Source organism: Brasilonema bromeliae SPC951 (assembly GCF_012912135.1).
Taxonomy (GTDB): Bacteria; Cyanobacteriota; Cyanobacteriia; order Cyanobacteriales; family Nostocaceae; genus Brasilonema; species Brasilonema bromeliae.
Window position 1 is genome coordinate 1 of the sequence record NZ_QMEB01000118.1, and the last position, 18,124, is coordinate 18,124.

Consider the following 18,124-nt stretch of genomic DNA (forward strand, 5'->3'; position numbering starts at 1 on the left):
AGGTATTTGGTTATTTGTAAAAGTAAGCCACAGAGCTTTTCTGAAACTTCGTGGTGTAACAGATTTTCTTCTCGCTAAACGAGCGGGGTTCCAACCCATTCACCAAATGCATAATGATAAATAAAAATACCTTATTTCCAGATACGTTTCAGTGTTAACGCGGATACATTTAACAGAGCTTTAGCCTCAAAACCAGAGAAATTACGGTTTGTATATGGAGGCTGGCAGGATATTCTAGGTCTAGGTTGGCTAGTTATTGAAGACGAAAATACCCGAAATTCTTTGACGACAGCGTCTGGATAAATTTTTTAATATTTTTTACACAAAGAGAAAATTTCTCACAAAGGATTTGACCATCTCCAACAGAAAGGGGCTATAACAGGTAGCACGAGCTTTGGGTGAATCATGTTCCGAGAGGTTGTTTACGAAGAAAATGGGGTCAATATTCAAGAGTGTGGCAAGAATGAACAAACCTTTATCACCGTCCAAGCGTTTAGATGAAGTAGATCTACACAAACAATACTCGGTTAAGCTGATGCCGCATCAGGAAGAACCTGTTTACCAGTTAGTCAATAAAATTAATAAAATAATCGCCAATAGCTCAACTCCGACAAGGATGCTGCAAGATATTGCCAAAGTCATAGGAGTTGCCTTTCAAGTCGATGGTTGTAGCTTAGTGACAGTATCAGGTGAAGTATCGAGCGAGGCAATAACTGCTAGCTGGTGTGCCCAAGAGAACTTAGAGTTGTCTGGTGCAGATGAAGTGTTTTCAATGGAACAGCACTTAGACGTCGCGGTGATCGAATGTGCTTCTGAAAGATTCACCATTGAGGATATTCCAACAATTCAAAAATGTTTGGCTATTGGACGTCAATCTTTGCCACCGACAATCAAGGCGGTTTTAGCAATACCCACTCGATTTAGTGGCAAAAATAACGGCGTAATTAGTCTCATCAAATCGCAGCCATACATTTGGGGGGAATCTGAAAAACAGCTATTAAAAGCTGTCGAGTCGTGTTGCGCGATCGCATTTTCTCAAGTCGCACAAGCACAGCAGATTGCTGATCAAAATCAGTACCTGCGAACTTGTGTACAGCATCAAAGCTTAATCAAGCGACTAACTATTATAAGTCGCACCAATCTGGAGATCAATCAAATGCTTCGGCTGGCGCTCGCTTCCACAGCTGAGGCTCTCGAAGCGGATCGTGGTCTGCTTATACTGCTCAAGTATACCGATCCATTGTTTAGAAATCGACGACAACAACAAATTCCCCAAGCAAAAGCCTCTGTTGTGGCCCAGTGGAATGGAACAACAGAAACTCCCCTAATAAATCAGTTAGATATTTCACAGATTTCTTTTTCTCTGAAGGACTGTGGTCTATGCCAGCGTGCCTTCGTGAACTCTGGAAATCCATTAATCATTAATGACGATACAGATTTAAAAGATACTTTAACAGTTAACCCAGTATTTGCAATAGAAGCGCTGCCTGTAGTGCTATTAATGCCATTAGAAATTCAAGGTAAAATATTAGGATTTTTAGTGTTACAGCAAGCAGTTGCTCGCGATTGGCAAGCAACTGAATTAAATATAGTACAAATGGTCTGTGCTCAACTCAGCAACGCCATAATTCAAACACAGACACTACGCCAAGTACAAACATTGGTAGATGAACGTACAGCACAACTGCAACGTAGTTTGGAAGTCCAAGCAAGACTTTACGAAGTCAAGCGTCAACAAACTGAACAGTTACAAAAGCTTAACGATTTGAAGGATGAATTTTTAAGCAATATTAGCGATCGCTTGCGCCATCCACTGACAAGGATTAGTGTGGCTATCCGTAACTTACGTCAAATGGGGCAATTAAACGAGCGTCAGACCAAATACGCCCATATGATCGAGCAAGATTGCACGGATGAGATTCATTTGATTAATGACTTATTAAAACTCCAAGAATTAGCGACTCATAATGAACGTCCGCAATTAGAAACGACCAATTTAAATGCAAGAATTCGTGATTTATCAGCCACTTTTGACGCTAAACTAGCAGATAAGGGCATAAGCCTTTCCCTAGATTTGCCAGATTCGCCACTTACAGTGCAAACCGAAAGAGAGAGTTTTGACCGTATTCTGCAGGAATTGTTAACGAATGCTAGCAAATACTCAGAACATGACACTGTTGTCCATTTGCAAGTCACTCATCAAGTCAATCAAGAGCTTGACCAAGTTATGATTAAAGTGAGCAACATCGGACGTGGCATCTCAGAAGAAGAAGCTAGTTACATATTTGACAGGTTTCGTCGGGGGAAAGGGAGATGGACTCCAGGGGCAGGCTTGGGACTTGCTCTGGTCAAGTCTTTAGTTCAACATCTCAATGGGACAATTGCAGTAGAAAGTACGCCCATAGAGGATTCTAGCTTCAGTACAATCTGCTTTACCCTGACACTGCCCCAATTTTCTGATAAAAACGACTCATAACTTGTGAAAGTGACTGAAGAACACAACATACAAGAGGAACTGGATTTATCTGCTATCGGCGATGACACCGATCTAGAACGAAATGGATCTGCTGATGCAGATGATTTACAAGCTGTAGAAGTCCAAATTGAGAAAATAGCAGAACGACAGCGACAAATCACGGCTTCGCTTCAAATTTCCCAACCAGTAGAACAAGTCTGGAAAGTACTCACAGATTATGAAGCTTTAGCTGACTTCATCCCCAATCTCACAAAAAGTCGCCTCCTTGAGCATCCTCAAGGAGGTATTCGTTTAGAACAAGTAGGCGCTCAGCGCTTTCTACGCCTTAACTTTTGTGCGCGTGTTGTTCTGGACTTAGAAGAATATTTCCCCAAGGAAATTAATTTCCGTATGGTAGAAGGAGATTTCAAAGACTTCTCTGGTAGCTGGCTATTAGAGCCTTACTTCTTTAGTGAACATATGGGAACATACCTTTGCTACACCGTGAAAATTTGGCCGAAACGTAGTATGCCAGTCGGAATCATCGAGCGTCGTATCAGCGACGATATGCGGTTGAATCTTCTTGCAATTCGCCAACGGGTGTTACAAATCTAGGTAAGATGTTACCAAGAGAGACTAGGATTATACAGTTCCCACAATCTCTCTTCTTTATTTAATACCCCCAGGGGAATTCGAATCCCCGTTACCTCCGTGAAAGGGAGGTGTCCTAGGCCTCTAGACGATGGGGGCGCTAGGTCAACACTTTGTTAAAGTCTAACTAGTTTTCTTACTGATGTCAACAGCTTTTCAAAAAAACTTTCTCGGAAAATGAAAGATATGGACATTTTCGCTGTGTCTCCGCAAAAATACTTAATAATAACAAGAATGGAGAACTCAGAGTATAGAATAACTCCAGACTCTATAGTAGAAGTTGGGAACAAGGTTGCTTCGCCTGATAATCACAGGCGCTCATCACTCCTAGTTCACAAAAAATAAAAGCTAAAGTATTATTAGCAACTTAGTATGAAACAGAAACTTGATTTGATCAAAAACTCTGGGTGTGATGTTGCACGCAGTAGAATTAAGATTTACTATTCTTTACAAAAGATTTTGAAATATCTCGGTCAAAATCTACAACATGGAAGCATCTTTTGAAATCACCCTGCAAATTGTGATTGCCGTCTTTGCAGGTATTAGCGCTCAGGTGCTGGCTGCATCCCTTCGGGTACCCAGTATCGTCTTTTTGCTTGTGTTTGGCATCCTACTTGGCTCCGATGGTATTGGGCTATTGCACCCAGCTATGCTAGGCACTGGGCTGGAAGTTATCGTCGCTTTGGCAACAGCAATTATTTTGTTTGAAGGCGGATTGAGTCTGGATCTCGAAGAGTTAAGCAAAGTTTCGACTAGCCTGCAATTGCTTGTCACCTTGGGAACCATGATCACGCTAGTTGGAGGTAGTATGGCTGTGCACTGGCTGGGTGAATTCCCTTGGCCAATTGCTTTTCTCTACGCTTCCTTAGTTGTGGTGACAGGACCAACTGTTGTCAGTCCTCTGCTCAAACAAATCAATGTGGATCGGCAGGTTGCAACGCTTTTGGAAGGGGAAGGCGTTCTTATTGACCCAGTAGGAGCTATCCTCGCCGTCGTGGTGCTCAACACGGTATTAAGCAACCATACTGACTTCATTACGGCAATGAGCAGTCTCACGCTGCGCTTGGGTGTTGGTGGAGTTATTGGTGCAGCAGGTAGCTGGTTGATGTCCTTAATTTCCAAACGTGCAAATTTTCTCTCATTTGAGCTGAAAAACCTGGTTGTTTTAGCAGGATTATGGGGTTTATTTGCCCTATCGCAGATGATTCGCAGCGAGTCGGGATTAATGACAGTTGTCGTTGCAGGAGTCGTTTTTGGAGCTTCCTCAGTGCCAGAAGAACGATTGTTGCGGCGTTTTAAAGGTCAACTGACTATTCTTAGCGTTTCGGTGTTGTTCATTTTGCTCGCTGCTGACTTATCTATTGCGAGTGTGTTTGCTTTGGGTTGGGGTGGTGTGTTCACGGTGCTGGTCTTGATGTTTGTCGTTCGCCCGATAAATATCCTCTTTTGTACCTGGAACAGTGAGTTTAACTGGCGACAGAAATTGTTTTTAAGCTGGGTTGCTCCACGCGGAATAGTTTCTGCCTCCGTTGCTTCTTTGTTTGCAATTTTACTAACTCAGCGCGGGATTAACGGTGGTGAAGCGATCAAAGCTTTGGTGTTTCTCACAATTATCATGACTGTATTCTGTCAAGGGTTAACGGCTGGTTGGGTTGCCAAGTGTCTGGAAATCACCTCAAAAGACGCCGTAGGGGCGGTGATTGTTGGTTGTAACCCCTTGAGTTTATTAATTGCTCGGTTGTTCCAAGAATGGGGAGAACCAGTGGTGATGATTGACACTGACGCACAACGTAGCGAACAAGCCCTAGCACAAAATCTGAGAGTTATCTCCAGCAGCGCCTTGGATACTGGTGTATTGGAAGAAGCAGGACTTGGCTCAATGGGAACTTTCTTAGCAATGACCAGTAATGGTGAGGTTAATTTTGTCTTAGCACAACGTGCGGCAGAAGAGTTTAACCCGCCGCGTGTCTTGGCTGTTTTCCCTCGCGATCCACAAGCAACGACTTCTACTAATGAGAATAAGGTCAACCAGGCTTTGATTCCAGATTTGCCAATCAAGACCTGGAATGAGTATGTGAATGACGGACAGGTCAAGTTGGGGACAACGACACTCAATGAATCTAGTTTTGACCTTCAACAAGAGCATTTGAAGGCATTAATTAGAACTGGCGAGTTGATACCGCTATTGGTAGAACGAGAACAACATCTTCAAGTTATGCCCGCAGCGCAAGAGTGGGAAGTTGGCGATCGCATCATCTACCTGTTACACGATCCCAGACCACAATTATTAAAACGCTTGTCGGGTGCTAGCCAGTCCACTCGCCTCGCCCTTGAAAAATTACCGAAGGTTGAAGAAATACCGTTGGCAAAACTCTCTCAACTTTCCACTAGCGATGCTCGCACACCTTAAAATTTCTTATCCTTGAGCATTGGCTGGTTGCTGCTGTATCTTATCAGTCTGTGGGAGCGTTCCTTCTGCATACATTTTTTTCAATTGCAATTCTAGCCATAGCACGCTCAATAAATGCACAACAGATAGAACTATGGCAGTAACTGAGATCAGATAACTGTGTATCGTGTAAAGATGCTGCACAGTAACGGTACTAATGGCTCCACCACCAGTCAAAATATCTCGCAATATAGAACCAACAAAAGGAATAGCTTCTATGGTTCCCAGTTCGATGTTAAAACGCCAAAATCCTTCTTGATCCCAAGAGAGGATCATCGCTGTCCAACCCAATCCAATCGCACTCAGGGTAAAGAAAATTTCACTGATCCAAGCAGTCAGCCAACTCTTGCTAAATTGTCTGCTGACAAACATCAGCACAATTTGGATCAGAGCAATGACAACAACCGCGTTACCAGCTATCTGGTGCGCTTTGTGGAACAACCAACCGTATGGAACTTCTGTGTCTATGATTTTCAACGACTGGTAAGCTCGACCTGCTGCTGGTTCATAGTAAAACGACAACAAAATTCCAGTCGTAGCACCAACCAGGGTCAGAGTTATGATGACTACCGATAATATTGTTGTGATTCGCCGCAGAACCACATCTGACTGTGTGTTGTGCATGGCTTAGCACTCCTTTTCTTAAAAATTCCTTAGTTTTATTACGAGTGTAACTAAGAATTGTTAAGAATAGTTAGTTTCTCATAAGAACTAAAAATAATGCACTGTCTTTATACTAAGTATTGAACCCAAGCTTTTAATGGTTCTGGTGAACCGTACCACATTGGAGAGCTTCTGGGGGAATGCCTGACTCCTTCTATAACAATGTTTTGGGCTCCCTCAAGATGAGCCGCTTCAATGGGTGTAATTCCATCACCCCACGTGTTACCATTACCGCAAGTTAACTGATAGCTACTGTAAGCTAACCAACTACCCCGCCGTCTTTGCCCAAAGATCGTTTTTCCAGCAACACAAACGTAGCGAACATTTTTGTAAAATGCTCCGGGATAATGTTGATTAACAAAATCCAAATTCCAGCGTGTCCAGCGTTCTTGGCTGACATGAGGTGTACCCAATGTTATCAGAGTTGCAACCACAGGATGAGCTTGCCATACAGATGATGTGACTTCACCACGTCCTGAGTAAAGCTTTTCTCCCAAGTAGATACGAGAAAGCCAACCTCCGGCTGAGTGACCAATCAAGTTAATTTGAGACGTATTGCATTGCTGTAATATCTGCTTGACCGTAGCATCGAGTTGCTGCAAAATAGGCGTCACAGATCTTCCGCCAAGAGTGGGTATCCAGTCACGCCGTCGCAGTGCTACAGTAACAGCAGGAAAACCCAATTGCTGCAAAGATTGTTCTAGTGAGCGGTAAGCGACTCCGCTTTCTAGGTATCCCGGCAAAATAACTGTCGGTAAAGGCATTTTTGATTTTCGATAGAGATGAGAGATGAAAAAGCATCCGGAATTGGAAGCCCAACATCAGCGAGTGCAACTTTTGAGTAGTATATCCGTCATTTTTGAAAAAAATAACCAGTCAAAAAATCGGTGTTGTTCCTGTTTTCAATTCCCAATAGAAAGCTATTATTTGAAGAGGGGCGCTTCCGTTCTACTACTATATGTTACCTCAAAGATAAGAAAAGTAATAGATTGCTAGATAACTGCAACTGAGTCGAGTGAACGATAATAGCAAAGTAATAGATTGCTAGATAACTGCAACTGAGTCGAGTGAACGATAACAGCTATGTCCTACGTTTCCCTCCTGAAAAATATACCTGAATTCTTAAGCCAGCCGACTGGGATAGCAGTCCTAGCATCTCTTGGCATTCACAGTGCTATCGCGTTTCTTCTGCCGATAGTGCCAACGAATTCTAATAAACCTAAGCAAGAACCATCATTAAAAAGCAGTGTTGGACTTGTTGAATTAAGTCAATCTGAAAAAAACCGTCTGCCACAACCTGGCATACCACAACTCCCCTTACAACCCTTACAACCGCCAGCGCCCGCATTACTTCCACAAGTTCCTTCGCCAAAGTTTGCTAATCAATCAATTCCATCATTACCGCCTCTACCACCATCAAAGTCTTCTACTGCTCTGATATTACCCCCGCTGCCTAAAACGAACAACTTAGCCGTTGCTTCCTTGCCTAAAAGTCAGTCTTTGCCAATTCTTTCCAAAAAAGATTTGCAACCTGCATCCTTAAGTGCGAAAGTCAAACCATTGCCTCGTAATGTAGAACCTGACCCATCGTTAAGTGCAAAAGTCAAACGATTGCCTGGTTATGCAGAACCTGACCCATCGTTAAGTGCGAAAGTCAGATCATTGCCTCGTTATCCAGAAAAAGTAGAATTAGGAGAAGCTAAGCCACTGGCATCTTCTAAGATTCCCTACAATGTGCCTCCAATACAAGCAGCTAATATAGCTGAGGAACAGGAACTTCTTAACACCTCTGCTCCTGTTTCCCCTGACCAGATGCCTCCCTCTGGTGATGTAAGCACCGCTACACAAACCACTGCTCAAGGGAGCGAGGTATCACAAGGTGCGAATAACCAACAGCTCGTAACCCCTGTTGTACAACCTCCACAAGTTGGGGATAATAGCATTGCTTTAGGAAGGCAAAACCTGCCGCAATTGCAGCAAGGTTTAAATGTTCAGCCTCCTGAGTTACCCCCACTAGCAACTGGGCGGTCGTTGTCAACACCGTCAATAGCCTCAACACCGTCAACACCGTCAACACCTAAAACTTTTGCACAACGTTTCACTGAAGTTAAACAGCAATATCCTAACTTAGAAACGAGACAGCCCATAGCTGAAACAGTCGATGGCAAAACAGGACAACAAGGCAATGTTGAAGGTGATTTGGTAATCAATCGTGAAGGTCAAGTAGAGTCGATAGATTTCCACAATAATTCTGTTCCATCGGAGTTGAAAACATCTGTTAGGCAATATTTCAGAGAATATTTCCAAAAAAATCCTGTCCAGGCAAATGGCAAGCCAAAGTTTTACCCATTTAACATTTCGTTCAAGCCTAACAGCGATATTTCTAAAACTCCCGCATCAGAACTGTCAACCTCATCTCGAGTCAATCAAACACAACCAGTAACTATAGCACAACGCAGCTTAATTCAACGTTTGCGCTCAGTTCCAGTCACCTCACTACCATCCAAAGAACCACAAAAAATTGAGATGACTCAGGGTTTGCGTCCCGACAGGGTCAATTTACAACCATCCAAAGAACCGCAAAAAGTTAACCTGGTTCAGCGTTCTGGTTCATCATCGATGAAGCAATCCCAAAGCCAAACTGAGTCTGCACCACAAGCAAATCTTGAACAACAAACATCACGACGGCGACGGGTGATTGTGATGCAGAATACGACGCCTGCACCACAAGCAAATCTTGAACAACAAACATCACAGCAACGGGTGATGATAAGACAGTCTGCATCTTCTTCACAAACTGATAAAGAACAACAAACATCACAGCAACGGGTTGTTGTCAGGCAGTCTGCATCTTCTTCACAAACTGATAAAGAACAACAAACATCACCGCAACGGGTTGTTGTCAAGCAAACTACGTCACCACAACAAGCGAATCTTGAACAAACTTCTCAACAAGAAGTCAATAGCAATCAATCTTCTGCTTCTGGTCAAAACAGCCAAAAATTACTACAACAGTTGCGTCAAATTAGAGATACAAGACAAGGCAATAATCAGGAAAAATAAAAACAGTCATCACTCAACTAAAGTTCCTTATCTTGCTTGTCATCAATAAAAAACCCTCCGGAACACCAGAGGGTTTTCTTTTTCTATTTTTAGCTATCTTGCCAGCCTAGTTCTGCTTTTTGGAAAATGTAAGCAGCTACCTCTATAATCTCCTGTTCACTTAACTTATTCTTGAATGCGGGCATAGCATTCTTACCATTTTGCACCTGGTAAATAATCGCTTGAATTGAGTCTGCATCATAATCCTCCAGGTACTTTGATAAAGCTTCCTTTTTCAAAGTTTTTTCGCTAATAAGGATGTTACCACCACCTATGTGACAAGAAGAGCAGTTAGCGTTAAAGATTTTGCTACCGTTGGATATTTCGGCTGCAAGCGCTGAATCAATAAATGTAAATTGGAACAAGGCGATGCTCCCGCAGGGAGCTGCCCAAAGGGCGATCGCCAATAAAGCTATAAATAAAACTATTCTCAAGAGATTCTCCTTGCAACTAGCCTCCAGCAACCCAAAAACAGTCTCCAGACACTATTGTAAGGCTACAAGAAGTCCTAAAAGAACTAGTCTTTTATACAGTTGCGAACTTCCAAGTGCGACTACGCCATCATGCTCTAAATTGTTTGTGAGTAACGAGATAATTTGTTTGTTTAGATACAAATTTATTCAAAATTAGCGGTGACGAGTTTATCCCTCTTGGTTGCTATCAACTTTTGGATCAGGATAAAACTTGTCACCACTGATAACCCCTCATGTAAACATCCCAACATTCGGGTTTGTTATCTAGGAGCTTATTTCGCTTTATAGCACCATAAAGTCTTTTCTGTCAACAGCTTAAATCTAGCCTTCGACAGTGACTTTGCCAATCATGCCTGCGCCACGGTGAGGTTCGCAGTAGAAGGTATAGGTACCAGCAGGTGTGTCTGCTGCGAAAGTGGTTGTTGTTTTTTGACCAGGACTCATCAGCAACTTTTTATGAGACAGATCTTTGGCTAGAGCTTTATCCTGATTGGGATTTTTGGCTGGATCAAATACAACATTATGAGGAGGAACTTTGTTATTCACCCATTCAATTGTGTCGCCTGGTTTAATCGTCAACTTCGCCGGCTGAAACACTAACATTCCTTTATCACTACCCAGTTTGACAGTATATGTTTCCGCTGAAGCACTGGGAGCAAAAACAGCGAAGCTACTAACAAAGAAAAAAATTGTTAACAATGCTAGACCAAAGCGCCGTAAGCTTGACGCGACGATTTTCATGGTTTTCTCCTAATGCATGGTTTTATCTTCCTTATCCATTTTAAATAAAATTAAGCCGAAATATGACAATATGTCGTAGATGCAAAGTTTTTTTAATATTGGCGAAATATACTATAGTTCAATCGAGTGTCATCAGCAATGACGACTTGACTTTAATACACAAAAATGTATATGATTCATCAGTCTTAAGTACTGAGTTTTCAAAAACTCTTTTTATCCTCAAATCCACCTCACTGACTCGAACTATAGGAATCAGGTTTGGTTTATGAACTTAACTAGTTGAACAGGGAACACAACGACCACGCTCAGTGCATCGCGCTTAACACTTCGACCACGCTCAGTGCATCGCGCTTAACAGGGAACTCTTAACAACAAAAAAGGCTCTTTAAGGTGTACCTAGCTGAGCAAAAATCAGATAGCAATCCTATATTTTTCTAAATTTTGTAACTGTTAAACATAGTTTGTAGTCATTAGTTACTGGTAACTAATCGTTAGTTTCTATTTATAGGACTTCTTATGACCCAACAGGAGAGCCCTTCGGGTATCTCCTTCGGAGACGCTGAGTCCCAAGGGGACACGCTGCGCGAACGCGAACGCCAGTCGCCTGCGGAGGGAAAACGCCAGGTGCTACAACGGGGGGAACCCCCGCAACGCACTGGCTCCCCTCCCGCAGCGCTGGACTCACCAGAGCCGGAACGAGGGAAACCTCGGTGCAGCGCTGGCTCACTAATAACTAATAACTAAATCAAGCCATTAGTTTTAGTAATAAATTTTACCGCCGCCCCATCGTATAGGGTCAACCTTAGGTTGCACGAGAATATAACCAGCGATCGCCTCCAAGTCATCATCGGTCAGATTTCTCATTTCTGTGAAAATATCTGCGCTCTTAGTGCTGGGGTGTAATTCAGAAATTTCCTCTTCCCCGTCGTAGGTGGTAGGATTTTTCAGGTAGTCCACCAAACCTTCGATGTTGTTACGGTTTGGTGTCGCTAAGGCGAGTGTTTCAGGCTCAAGTCCTATGTTTTGGTTTGTCTTGGTAATACCTCCAGGATGACACTGAGAGCAAGTGTTGTTAAATAAGCGTTTGCCTTCTTTGAGTTGTTTAAGGCTAACGACAGTAGTCTCGCCACTCTCATTTAATGTCACCGTGCGGGTCGCTGGGTCTAGTTGCACTGCACAGGCGCTACCGACAACGAATTGAAAGGTCAGCAAAATAGTAGCCGCAAAAATGCCAAACAGTTTTCTAAACATTTTTCCCCTTAACGATTTTGATGCTCAACACAGCTAAAATGACAATGCTCAATCTCATTCGTGCTCATGGCTAATTGCTGAGTTAATATTCTTTGCTATTAGGCACGAACTTTTAGCAACTCAAGTCACTTCGGTTTCATGAACTCAGTTGCTAGTGCCTTCTGGGTGTGGTTCAAACAGAATTTGGCAAATAATTGCCTTTGCATCCTAAGCAAGCCAAAGTGGTCTTAGGTTTTTGTAGGCAATTAAGAGTTCGTCACACATAGACAACACCTTTTCCACAGGAACACTGTAGTCCGTGGGTATCTAGGCAATTGACGAGTCCGCAAAAGCCATAACACTTCAGGTAGAGATAGAGCTACTGTAATACCAATATCACAAAAGGCGACGGGGAAACTCATCAGTGGTGGGCTGACTCAGAAAGCCTGCCATGTCAAAACAATTCAAAATTCAAAATTCAAAGTATGCCCTACGGGCACGCTGCGCTATCAAAATTAAGAATCCCCATACCATAAGTTGGGGGCTTGAAGTAAGGACGCCTTATTCCTCATGCCATGCATCTCGGAATAAATCTTATTTCCTTTTCCATAAATAAATTTAGGGGCTTGAAACCAAAGGGCAAAAAACAGAGGACTAACTTTTTCAAGGAAATTCTTAATCCCTTCTGCCTTCTGCCCCTGCTTGCGCTGCCTTTCTTCGGTCAATTAGTGATGATGTTGATAGCGACTGAAGGCAGGACCATAGGTTGTTAAAAGGTTTTGGGGTGAAAGGGCAACTTCTGGAACACCAGTGCAAACAATGGTTTGGTTGAGGCAAATGACGCGATCGCAATAGCGACTCACCATATCGATGTCATGAGAAACCTGTAACACCGTCCATCCTTCTTCCTGCTTGAGTTCATTAAGTAGTGTATAAAAATCCGCTGTACCTTGTACATCTACTCCAGCAAACGCCTCATCTAGCACCAATAGCTTTCGAGCCATAACCAAACAGTATGCCAACAACACCCGCTTAAGTTGACCGCCACTGAGAGTTCCAATTGCTTGATTTCGCAAATGGTAAGCATCGGTTCGCCGTAACGCTTCAGCGACTGCTGCTGATTTTTCCTGACGGGCTTCCCCAAAACTCCCCGTTGTTAAAGTGGCTAAAGATGGTTTTCTTTTCGCTTGTTTCACCCATCCCAACCCCACCAATTCACTCACACAGATGGGAAAGCTACGGTCAAAGATAAAGTTTTGTGGCATGTAGCCCAACTGACAACGTAAATTTCCTAAACGTGCTAATGGGCGACCCAATATTTCAATTTTGCCAGCACTTCGTGGAATCAAATCCAACACTGCTTGTACTAAGGTACTTTTACCCGCACCATTGGGACCAACTATAGCTGTATTTGTTCCTGATAATAATTCAAAAGAAACATCTCTGACAGCTAGGTAGCTATCTTGATAAACAGTCAGTCCCTCTACTTTTAAAATAGGAGAATCATTAATCATTCGTCATTCGTTATGAGTCGTTTTTCATAAGTCACTTGTTATTTGCACTTTCTCTAAAGGACAAATAGTAAATGACCAAATTTATTTGCAGGCTGTTTCTAAAGTTTGTAAATTATCTCGCATTGCCTTGAAATAATGCTGCGGGTCTGTATTGCCAGTTTCTAAAGAATCCAAGGAACGCAAAGTTAAATTCAAGTCCTTAGAAAGACTTGATAATAATTTGTTATCTACTCCTGGTTCGCTAAATAAAGCTTTCACTTTATACTTTTTCACCGCATTCACTGCATTTTTGACATCCGCTGGCGCTAGTTGATCTTCTGGAATTTCCACGACTGCCACTTGTTTGAGGTTATAGCGTTTAGCTAAGTATGGAAAGGCATCATGGAAGGTGATAAAGGTACAATTAGGGTTTTTTTGTAAAGTCTGCTGAAATTCACTATTTAAACTGTCTAATTGTTTGATATAAGCTGCTGCATTTGCCTCATAACTCACTTTATTTGCAGGATCAGCAGCAATTAACCCATCCCGAATATTAGCAACTTGCTGTTTTGCTAAAACTGGATCTAACCAAACATGAGGGTTACCTTCGGCGTGTTCGTGGTCGTGTTCTTGCTCTTTTTTACCCGTTTTCTCAACAGGTGAAATTTCATTTAAGGGTTGAATACCAGTACTTGCATTAATCACAGACAATTTGGGATTTTGGGCATTTTTTATGGTGTTGTCTAAAAATTCCTCTAAACCTAAGCCGTTTTTTACTAAGACATTGGCAGTGGCGATCGCCTTCACATTATTTGGTGTAGATTGATACTCATGTACTTCTGTTCCCGGTGGTACTAAAATTTCCACATCTGCTGCATTCCCAGTGACTGCCTTGGTAAACATATACATCGGTAAAAACGTTGTCACCACTTTGGTTTTTCCCGACTGTGGTGATGGCGTGGATGCAGTTTCTTGTGCTGGTGGTGACTGTTCCGGAGTTGTTGCTTGATTTGTATTAGATTCCGTACACCCAGCACTCAAAGATAGCATAAGCAGAGCAATCACAGGTGTCATCCCTCTTGTGTATCTATTTCTTCTGCGTCTGGTGTCAGTCCGATTCACTATTTTGTCTCCTTATTGAAAGCTGTTTGCTTTGCTGTGTTTAAATTTTTGTTGATAATGAGATTTATTTTATCTCATATATTATAATAATTCTCATTCTCACATTGTGAGCGATAACTGAGCGTTAATCGTAAAAAATTTTTTTTAGGAAGTACTGCTGACTGAATGTATAGATATAGATTTATTGAGAAAGAACTCTTATGGTTTGTTCTGTTGGAGTTTTACTTTGACATGTATACAGATTTCATGAGATTTTTTTGAAATTGATTGTTAAATAATCTGCTAATTACTGATAAATTAATGAGACTACTTATGTAGGAGACCGGATTCGCCTCAACTTTGATACAAGCTTCAATGGCGAAGATTTACTCAGAACTCGACTACAGGCAAGCAACCTGAATGCCTTCTCTAGCACCTCTACGTTCACACCAGAAGGTGACTTCCGATTTGCAGGCGGCGCTTTCGATGACAGTAACAGTAATGATGTAGGGATAGACGCACTGTTGTATCAGTTCCGAATTGGCGAAAAAACAACCGTTGTTGTTGAAGCCAATGCAGGTGCGATTGATGATTTTACCAATACAGTTAACCCTTTCCTGGATGGAGATGGTGGTAGCGGTGCCCTTTCTCATTTTGGGACTCGTAACCCAATTTACTATCAGCTTAATGGTGCTGGTTTAGGACTTAGGCATGAGTTCAGCAAGAACTTGGAACTCAGCTTAGGGTATTTAGCAAACGCCGCTGCTAATCCTGACAGGGGAAGTGGTTTGTTCAACGGTCCTTATGGCGCGATGGCGCAGCTAACTATCAAACCAAGTGACAAATTTACTCTTGGTTTGACCTATGTGAATTCTTATAACAATGATTTCACTGCTAACGGTAGTAGTGGCAGCAACCGTGCTAACCTGCGATCAGCATTGGCAAATAATCCCAATCTACCAGATACTTTGGCGGCCTTCTCAGGGATTGAGGTGCCAGTCTCTAGTAATTCCTACGGTGTGGAAGCATCCTTCCAGCTAAGCCCTAAGTTTGTTTTGGGTGGTTGGGCTGGTTATACCAATACTCGCACTTTATCGTCTGTTGGTGGAACAATTCCTCGTGGGGAATTTGAGATTTGGAATTATGCTGTCACCCTAGCCTTTCCGGATTTAGGTAAAAAGGGTAACGTCGCAGGTATTATTGTGGGTATGGAGCCGAAAGTGACTGGTGTGAGCGATTCTCTTAGGAGGGCGATCGGCAAAGACGAAGACACTTCCTATCACATTGAAGCTTTCTACCAATATCAGGTGAGCGAAAATATTAGCATAACTCCAGGAGTCATTTGGCTGACAGCGCCAGACCACAATAGTAATAACGATGATATTGTCATTGGTGCTGTCAGAACCACCTTCACTTTTTAAAAAGTACAAATTAAACAGTACAAAAAGACCAGCCTACCACAGCTGGTCTATTTAAAAATCTTGTTTGTGTTGTCTTTTCAAAAGAGTTAAGCCCAAATCGCGCGTTCCCAAAACGCAACGAGATACTTTTCTTAACAATATTGTAACAGTCAGTACAAATTTTTTATGACATTTATCAAAAAAAGATATTCAGGAAGGAAATTAGCCTCTATCTTTAAGAAGAATTCCAAATGTGGTATATAGGCGGAAAATATTTAAATTTTTAATTGAAAATTAAAAGTTCAAGAAAAATTATGTATTTTGAATAACAAAAATACTCGCAACTCAGGACTTAGCACTCAGCACTAACGACTGCGGTTGTCCCCAAATAATACGCTCCTGCTTGTAGATAGCAATTCCCGGTTTTGCTCCCTTGGGTTTGTAAACATATTTTGGCTGAGTGTAAACAACTGGCACCTGGTCACTCTGACGACCGCGACTGTAGTATGCTGTTAAGTTAGCAACATATTGTAAATCAGCTTCCTCTGGGACAGCACCTGGTTCTAGACGCAGTAGCACATGGCTGCCTGGAATCTCTTGAGCATGGAACCATAAGTCATAATCGTTTGCTACACGAAAACTTAATTGGTCATTCTGGCGGTTATTACGACCAATTAAAACTTCAAAACCACTGGGGGTGCGGTAATTATAAAAGTTAATACTAGCGGCTTCAGTTGGACTGCGACGGCGATATTCTGAGTCTTCTAAATACCGCTGTTGAATGAGTTCTTCACGGATTTCTTCAAGAGCTTGTAAATCGTCTGGTGTGTTGTAATTCTCTATGTGAGAAATCGCTGCTTCCACTTGCTCCAAATACTCAATTTCAGCATTGACTTCAGCCAATAATGGTTCTACAGCAATACGAGCGCGTTTGAGTTTTTGATGCTGCTTGTAAAGGTTTTGGGCATTTTGAACAGCATTTTTATCTGGCTGTAAAGCAATTTTTACTGGTTCGCTAGTTTCAAAATCAGGGATAATGATTTGTGTCATTCCCACTTGCCATTCATGGAGATGTGCCATCAACAAATCAGCCTTTTGTCGATATTCATCTGCTTTTTCTGACTGCTGCAAGCGTTGCTCAAAAGTAGCAGCTTTGACTCGTAATTTTTCCAAAAGATTATTCAGTTTCTGACTCAATTGATGCCGCAGTTGGGAAAATGTTTGTTGATTTCCTTGGTCGGTGTAGTATCGATTGAGTAACTCTTGGATATCTTTCGCCCTCTTGTGAACACCCCAACCAAGTACGGTGTAACCTTCTTGTGTCCAACCAGGTTCAAATTTCTCGCTTTCGATCTTTTGCAGCCATTCTTGCCAATGGTGAAACAACCGTTTCCAATCATCAACTTTTAAAGTGTCTGTGGAACTCTCTGGATCTATGTCTGATACCAACAGCATTGACTGTATCAGGGAAGGAGAAACACCGCGATGGGTTTTGAGCAACTGACGCTTGATAGATCCTGGTACTAAGCTAACCCGTTCTTGCCAACGTTCTTGAGATTCACTCAAGCTGGGTGTCGCAGCGGTGAGAGTGGGTGGTGTTTCATAAGGCTGTCCTGTCAGAATTGGACGGACACTAGATTGTTGTTGTTTGACTTGATGGGCAACGGTGATAATGCTGTTATAGGCATCGGTGAGAATGACGTTGCTGTACTTGCCCATGATTTCGACGTACAGGTGATACAGGGCGCTTTCTCCTGGACGACGGGCAAATTGCAAATCAAGGACACGTTCCCAAGGGGCGATTGTTTCAAGTCCCACTAAGGCCAAACCGCCCAACTGGTGCAGTAGTTGTTGGCTAAAGGTAAAGGTATCTGGTGTTCTTGGTGGTGGATCACCGATGTGAAGGCGTGCTGCTTGGGGATGCCAAGAAATTTCCAGCCAACCCCGCTGCTTGAGGGTGCGGAGTGCTACGGCAATGGTATAGCTGTTGCGTTGATAGACTTGCTCTATGCGCGATGGTAGCCAGTGAGCGCGGATGTCACTACAAACAGCGGTAAGAGTTGTAAAGTCAAATGTTTGCACAACGGTTAGTCGCTGTTATTTAGGTACTGATTCTCAGTATAGCAATCTTAAATCATTCGTGAACAACAAGATAGGGAACAGGGAACAGGGGGTAGGTTGGGGAGGACAGTGCCCTTCGGGTTCGCAGTCGCCTGCGGAGGGAAACCCTCCCGCAGCGCTGTCTCACCGTGGACGGGTCTGTCTTAACGTTCAAACCTTTATTCCACGTTGATTTCACCCCACCCCTAACCCCTCACGCCAGGTGCTACAACGGGGGGAACCCCAACGCCAGATACCAAGTGAGG

General features: G+C 42.7%; 13 protein-coding genes, 1 tRNA gene and 1 pseudogene. 6 read left to right on the plus strand and 9 right to left on the minus strand.

From position 1 onward, the window contains the following. Nucleotides 1-463 precede the first annotated feature (463 nt). Complete coding sequence (locus tag DP116_RS15820; RefSeq protein WP_211173298.1) at nucleotides 464-2,476, plus strand: GAF domain-containing sensor histidine kinase; 2,013 nt, start codon at nucleotides 464-466, stop codon at nucleotides 2,474-2,476. 9 nt (nucleotides 2,477-2,485) lie between these two features. Next, nucleotides 2,486-3,070, plus strand: a complete 585-nt coding sequence (locus tag DP116_RS15825; protein ID WP_169156108.1) for an SRPBCC family protein — start codon at nucleotides 2,486-2,488, stop codon at nucleotides 3,068-3,070. Nucleotides 3,071-3,132: 62 nt separating this feature from the next. On the opposite strand, the gene DP116_RS15830 is transcribed toward DP116_RS15825, so the two are convergent. After that, nucleotides 3,133-3,205: transfer RNA gene (locus tag DP116_RS15830), tRNA-Glu, on the minus strand. Nucleotides 3,206-3,593: 388 nt separating this feature from the next. Here DP116_RS15830 and DP116_RS15835 point away from each other — a divergent pair. After that, nucleotides 3,594-5,516, plus strand: coding sequence for a cation:proton antiporter (locus DP116_RS15835; protein WP_169156099.1), 1,923 nt, complete (start codon nucleotides 3,594-3,596; stop codon nucleotides 5,514-5,516). Between the two features lie 6 nt (nucleotides 5,517-5,522). On the opposite strand, the gene DP116_RS15840 is transcribed toward DP116_RS15835, so the two are convergent. Further along, nucleotides 5,523-6,179 (minus strand): cytochrome b N-terminal domain-containing protein, encoded by a 657-nt coding sequence (locus DP116_RS15840; protein WP_169156100.1) that lies wholly within the window; start codon nucleotides 6,177-6,179, stop codon nucleotides 5,523-5,525. Between the two features lie 107 nt (nucleotides 6,180-6,286). Then, nucleotides 6,287-6,982 (minus strand): esterase/lipase family protein, encoded by a 696-nt coding sequence (locus DP116_RS15845; protein WP_169156101.1) that lies wholly within the window; start codon nucleotides 6,980-6,982, stop codon nucleotides 6,287-6,289. 319 nt (nucleotides 6,983-7,301) lie between these two features. Here DP116_RS15845 and DP116_RS15850 point away from each other — a divergent pair, with 319 nt between their 5' ends. After that, entirely contained in the window at nucleotides 7,302-9,281 is a 1,980-nt protein-coding gene (locus tag DP116_RS15850) for a hypothetical protein (RefSeq protein WP_169156102.1), read from the plus strand. Between the two features lie 89 nt (nucleotides 9,282-9,370). Here the strand turns inward: DP116_RS15850 and petJ are convergent, their stop codons facing one another. Both petJ and petE read right to left on the minus strand, forming a co-directional pair. Continuing rightward, nucleotides 9,371-9,754: a cytochrome c6 PetJ gene (petJ, locus tag DP116_RS15855; protein WP_422614231.1), complete on the minus strand. Its 384-nt coding sequence runs from the start codon at nucleotides 9,752-9,754 to the stop codon at nucleotides 9,371-9,373. Between the two features lie 360 nt (nucleotides 9,755-10,114). Beyond that, nucleotides 10,115-10,534: a plastocyanin gene (gene petE / locus DP116_RS15860; protein WP_169156103.1), complete on the minus strand. Its 420-nt coding sequence runs from the start codon at nucleotides 10,532-10,534 to the stop codon at nucleotides 10,115-10,117. Nucleotides 10,535-11,050: 516 nt separating this feature from the next. Here petE and DP116_RS15865 point away from each other — a divergent pair. After that, complete coding sequence (locus DP116_RS15865) at nucleotides 11,051-11,278, plus strand: hypothetical protein (RefSeq protein ID WP_169156104.1); 228 nt, start codon at nucleotides 11,051-11,053, stop codon at nucleotides 11,276-11,278. Nucleotides 11,279-11,293: 15 nt separating this feature from the next. Here DP116_RS15865 and psbV read toward each other — a convergent pair whose 3' ends face one another. The 3 genes from psbV to DP116_RS15880 form a co-directional block, all read right to left on the minus strand. After that, on the minus strand, nucleotides 11,294-11,785 hold the full coding sequence (gene psbV / locus DP116_RS15870) for a photosystem II cytochrome c-550 (protein ID WP_169156105.1): 492 nt from the start codon (nucleotides 11,783-11,785) through the stop codon (nucleotides 11,294-11,296). A gap of 704 nt (nucleotides 11,786-12,489) precedes the next feature. Continuing rightward, nucleotides 12,490-13,278: a metal ABC transporter ATP-binding protein gene (locus DP116_RS15875; protein ID WP_169156106.1), complete on the minus strand. Its 789-nt coding sequence runs from the start codon at nucleotides 13,276-13,278 to the stop codon at nucleotides 12,490-12,492. An 81-nt stretch (nucleotides 13,279-13,359) separates the two neighbouring features. Continuing rightward, nucleotides 13,360-14,307, minus strand: a complete 948-nt coding sequence (locus DP116_RS15880; protein WP_211173301.1) for a metal ABC transporter substrate-binding protein — start codon at nucleotides 14,305-14,307, stop codon at nucleotides 13,360-13,362. Between the two features lie 371 nt (nucleotides 14,308-14,678). Here DP116_RS15880 and DP116_RS15885 point away from each other — a divergent pair. After that, nucleotides 14,679-15,779 (plus strand): annotated as a pseudogene (locus DP116_RS15885) (iron uptake porin); the annotation flags it as partial. Between the two features lie 324 nt (nucleotides 15,780-16,103). Here DP116_RS15885 and DP116_RS15890 read toward each other — a convergent pair. Further along, nucleotides 16,104-17,840, minus strand: coding sequence for an NFACT RNA binding domain-containing protein (locus DP116_RS15890; protein WP_169156107.1), 1,737 nt, complete (start codon nucleotides 17,838-17,840; stop codon nucleotides 16,104-16,106). Nucleotides 17,841-18,124 lie beyond the last annotated feature (284 nt).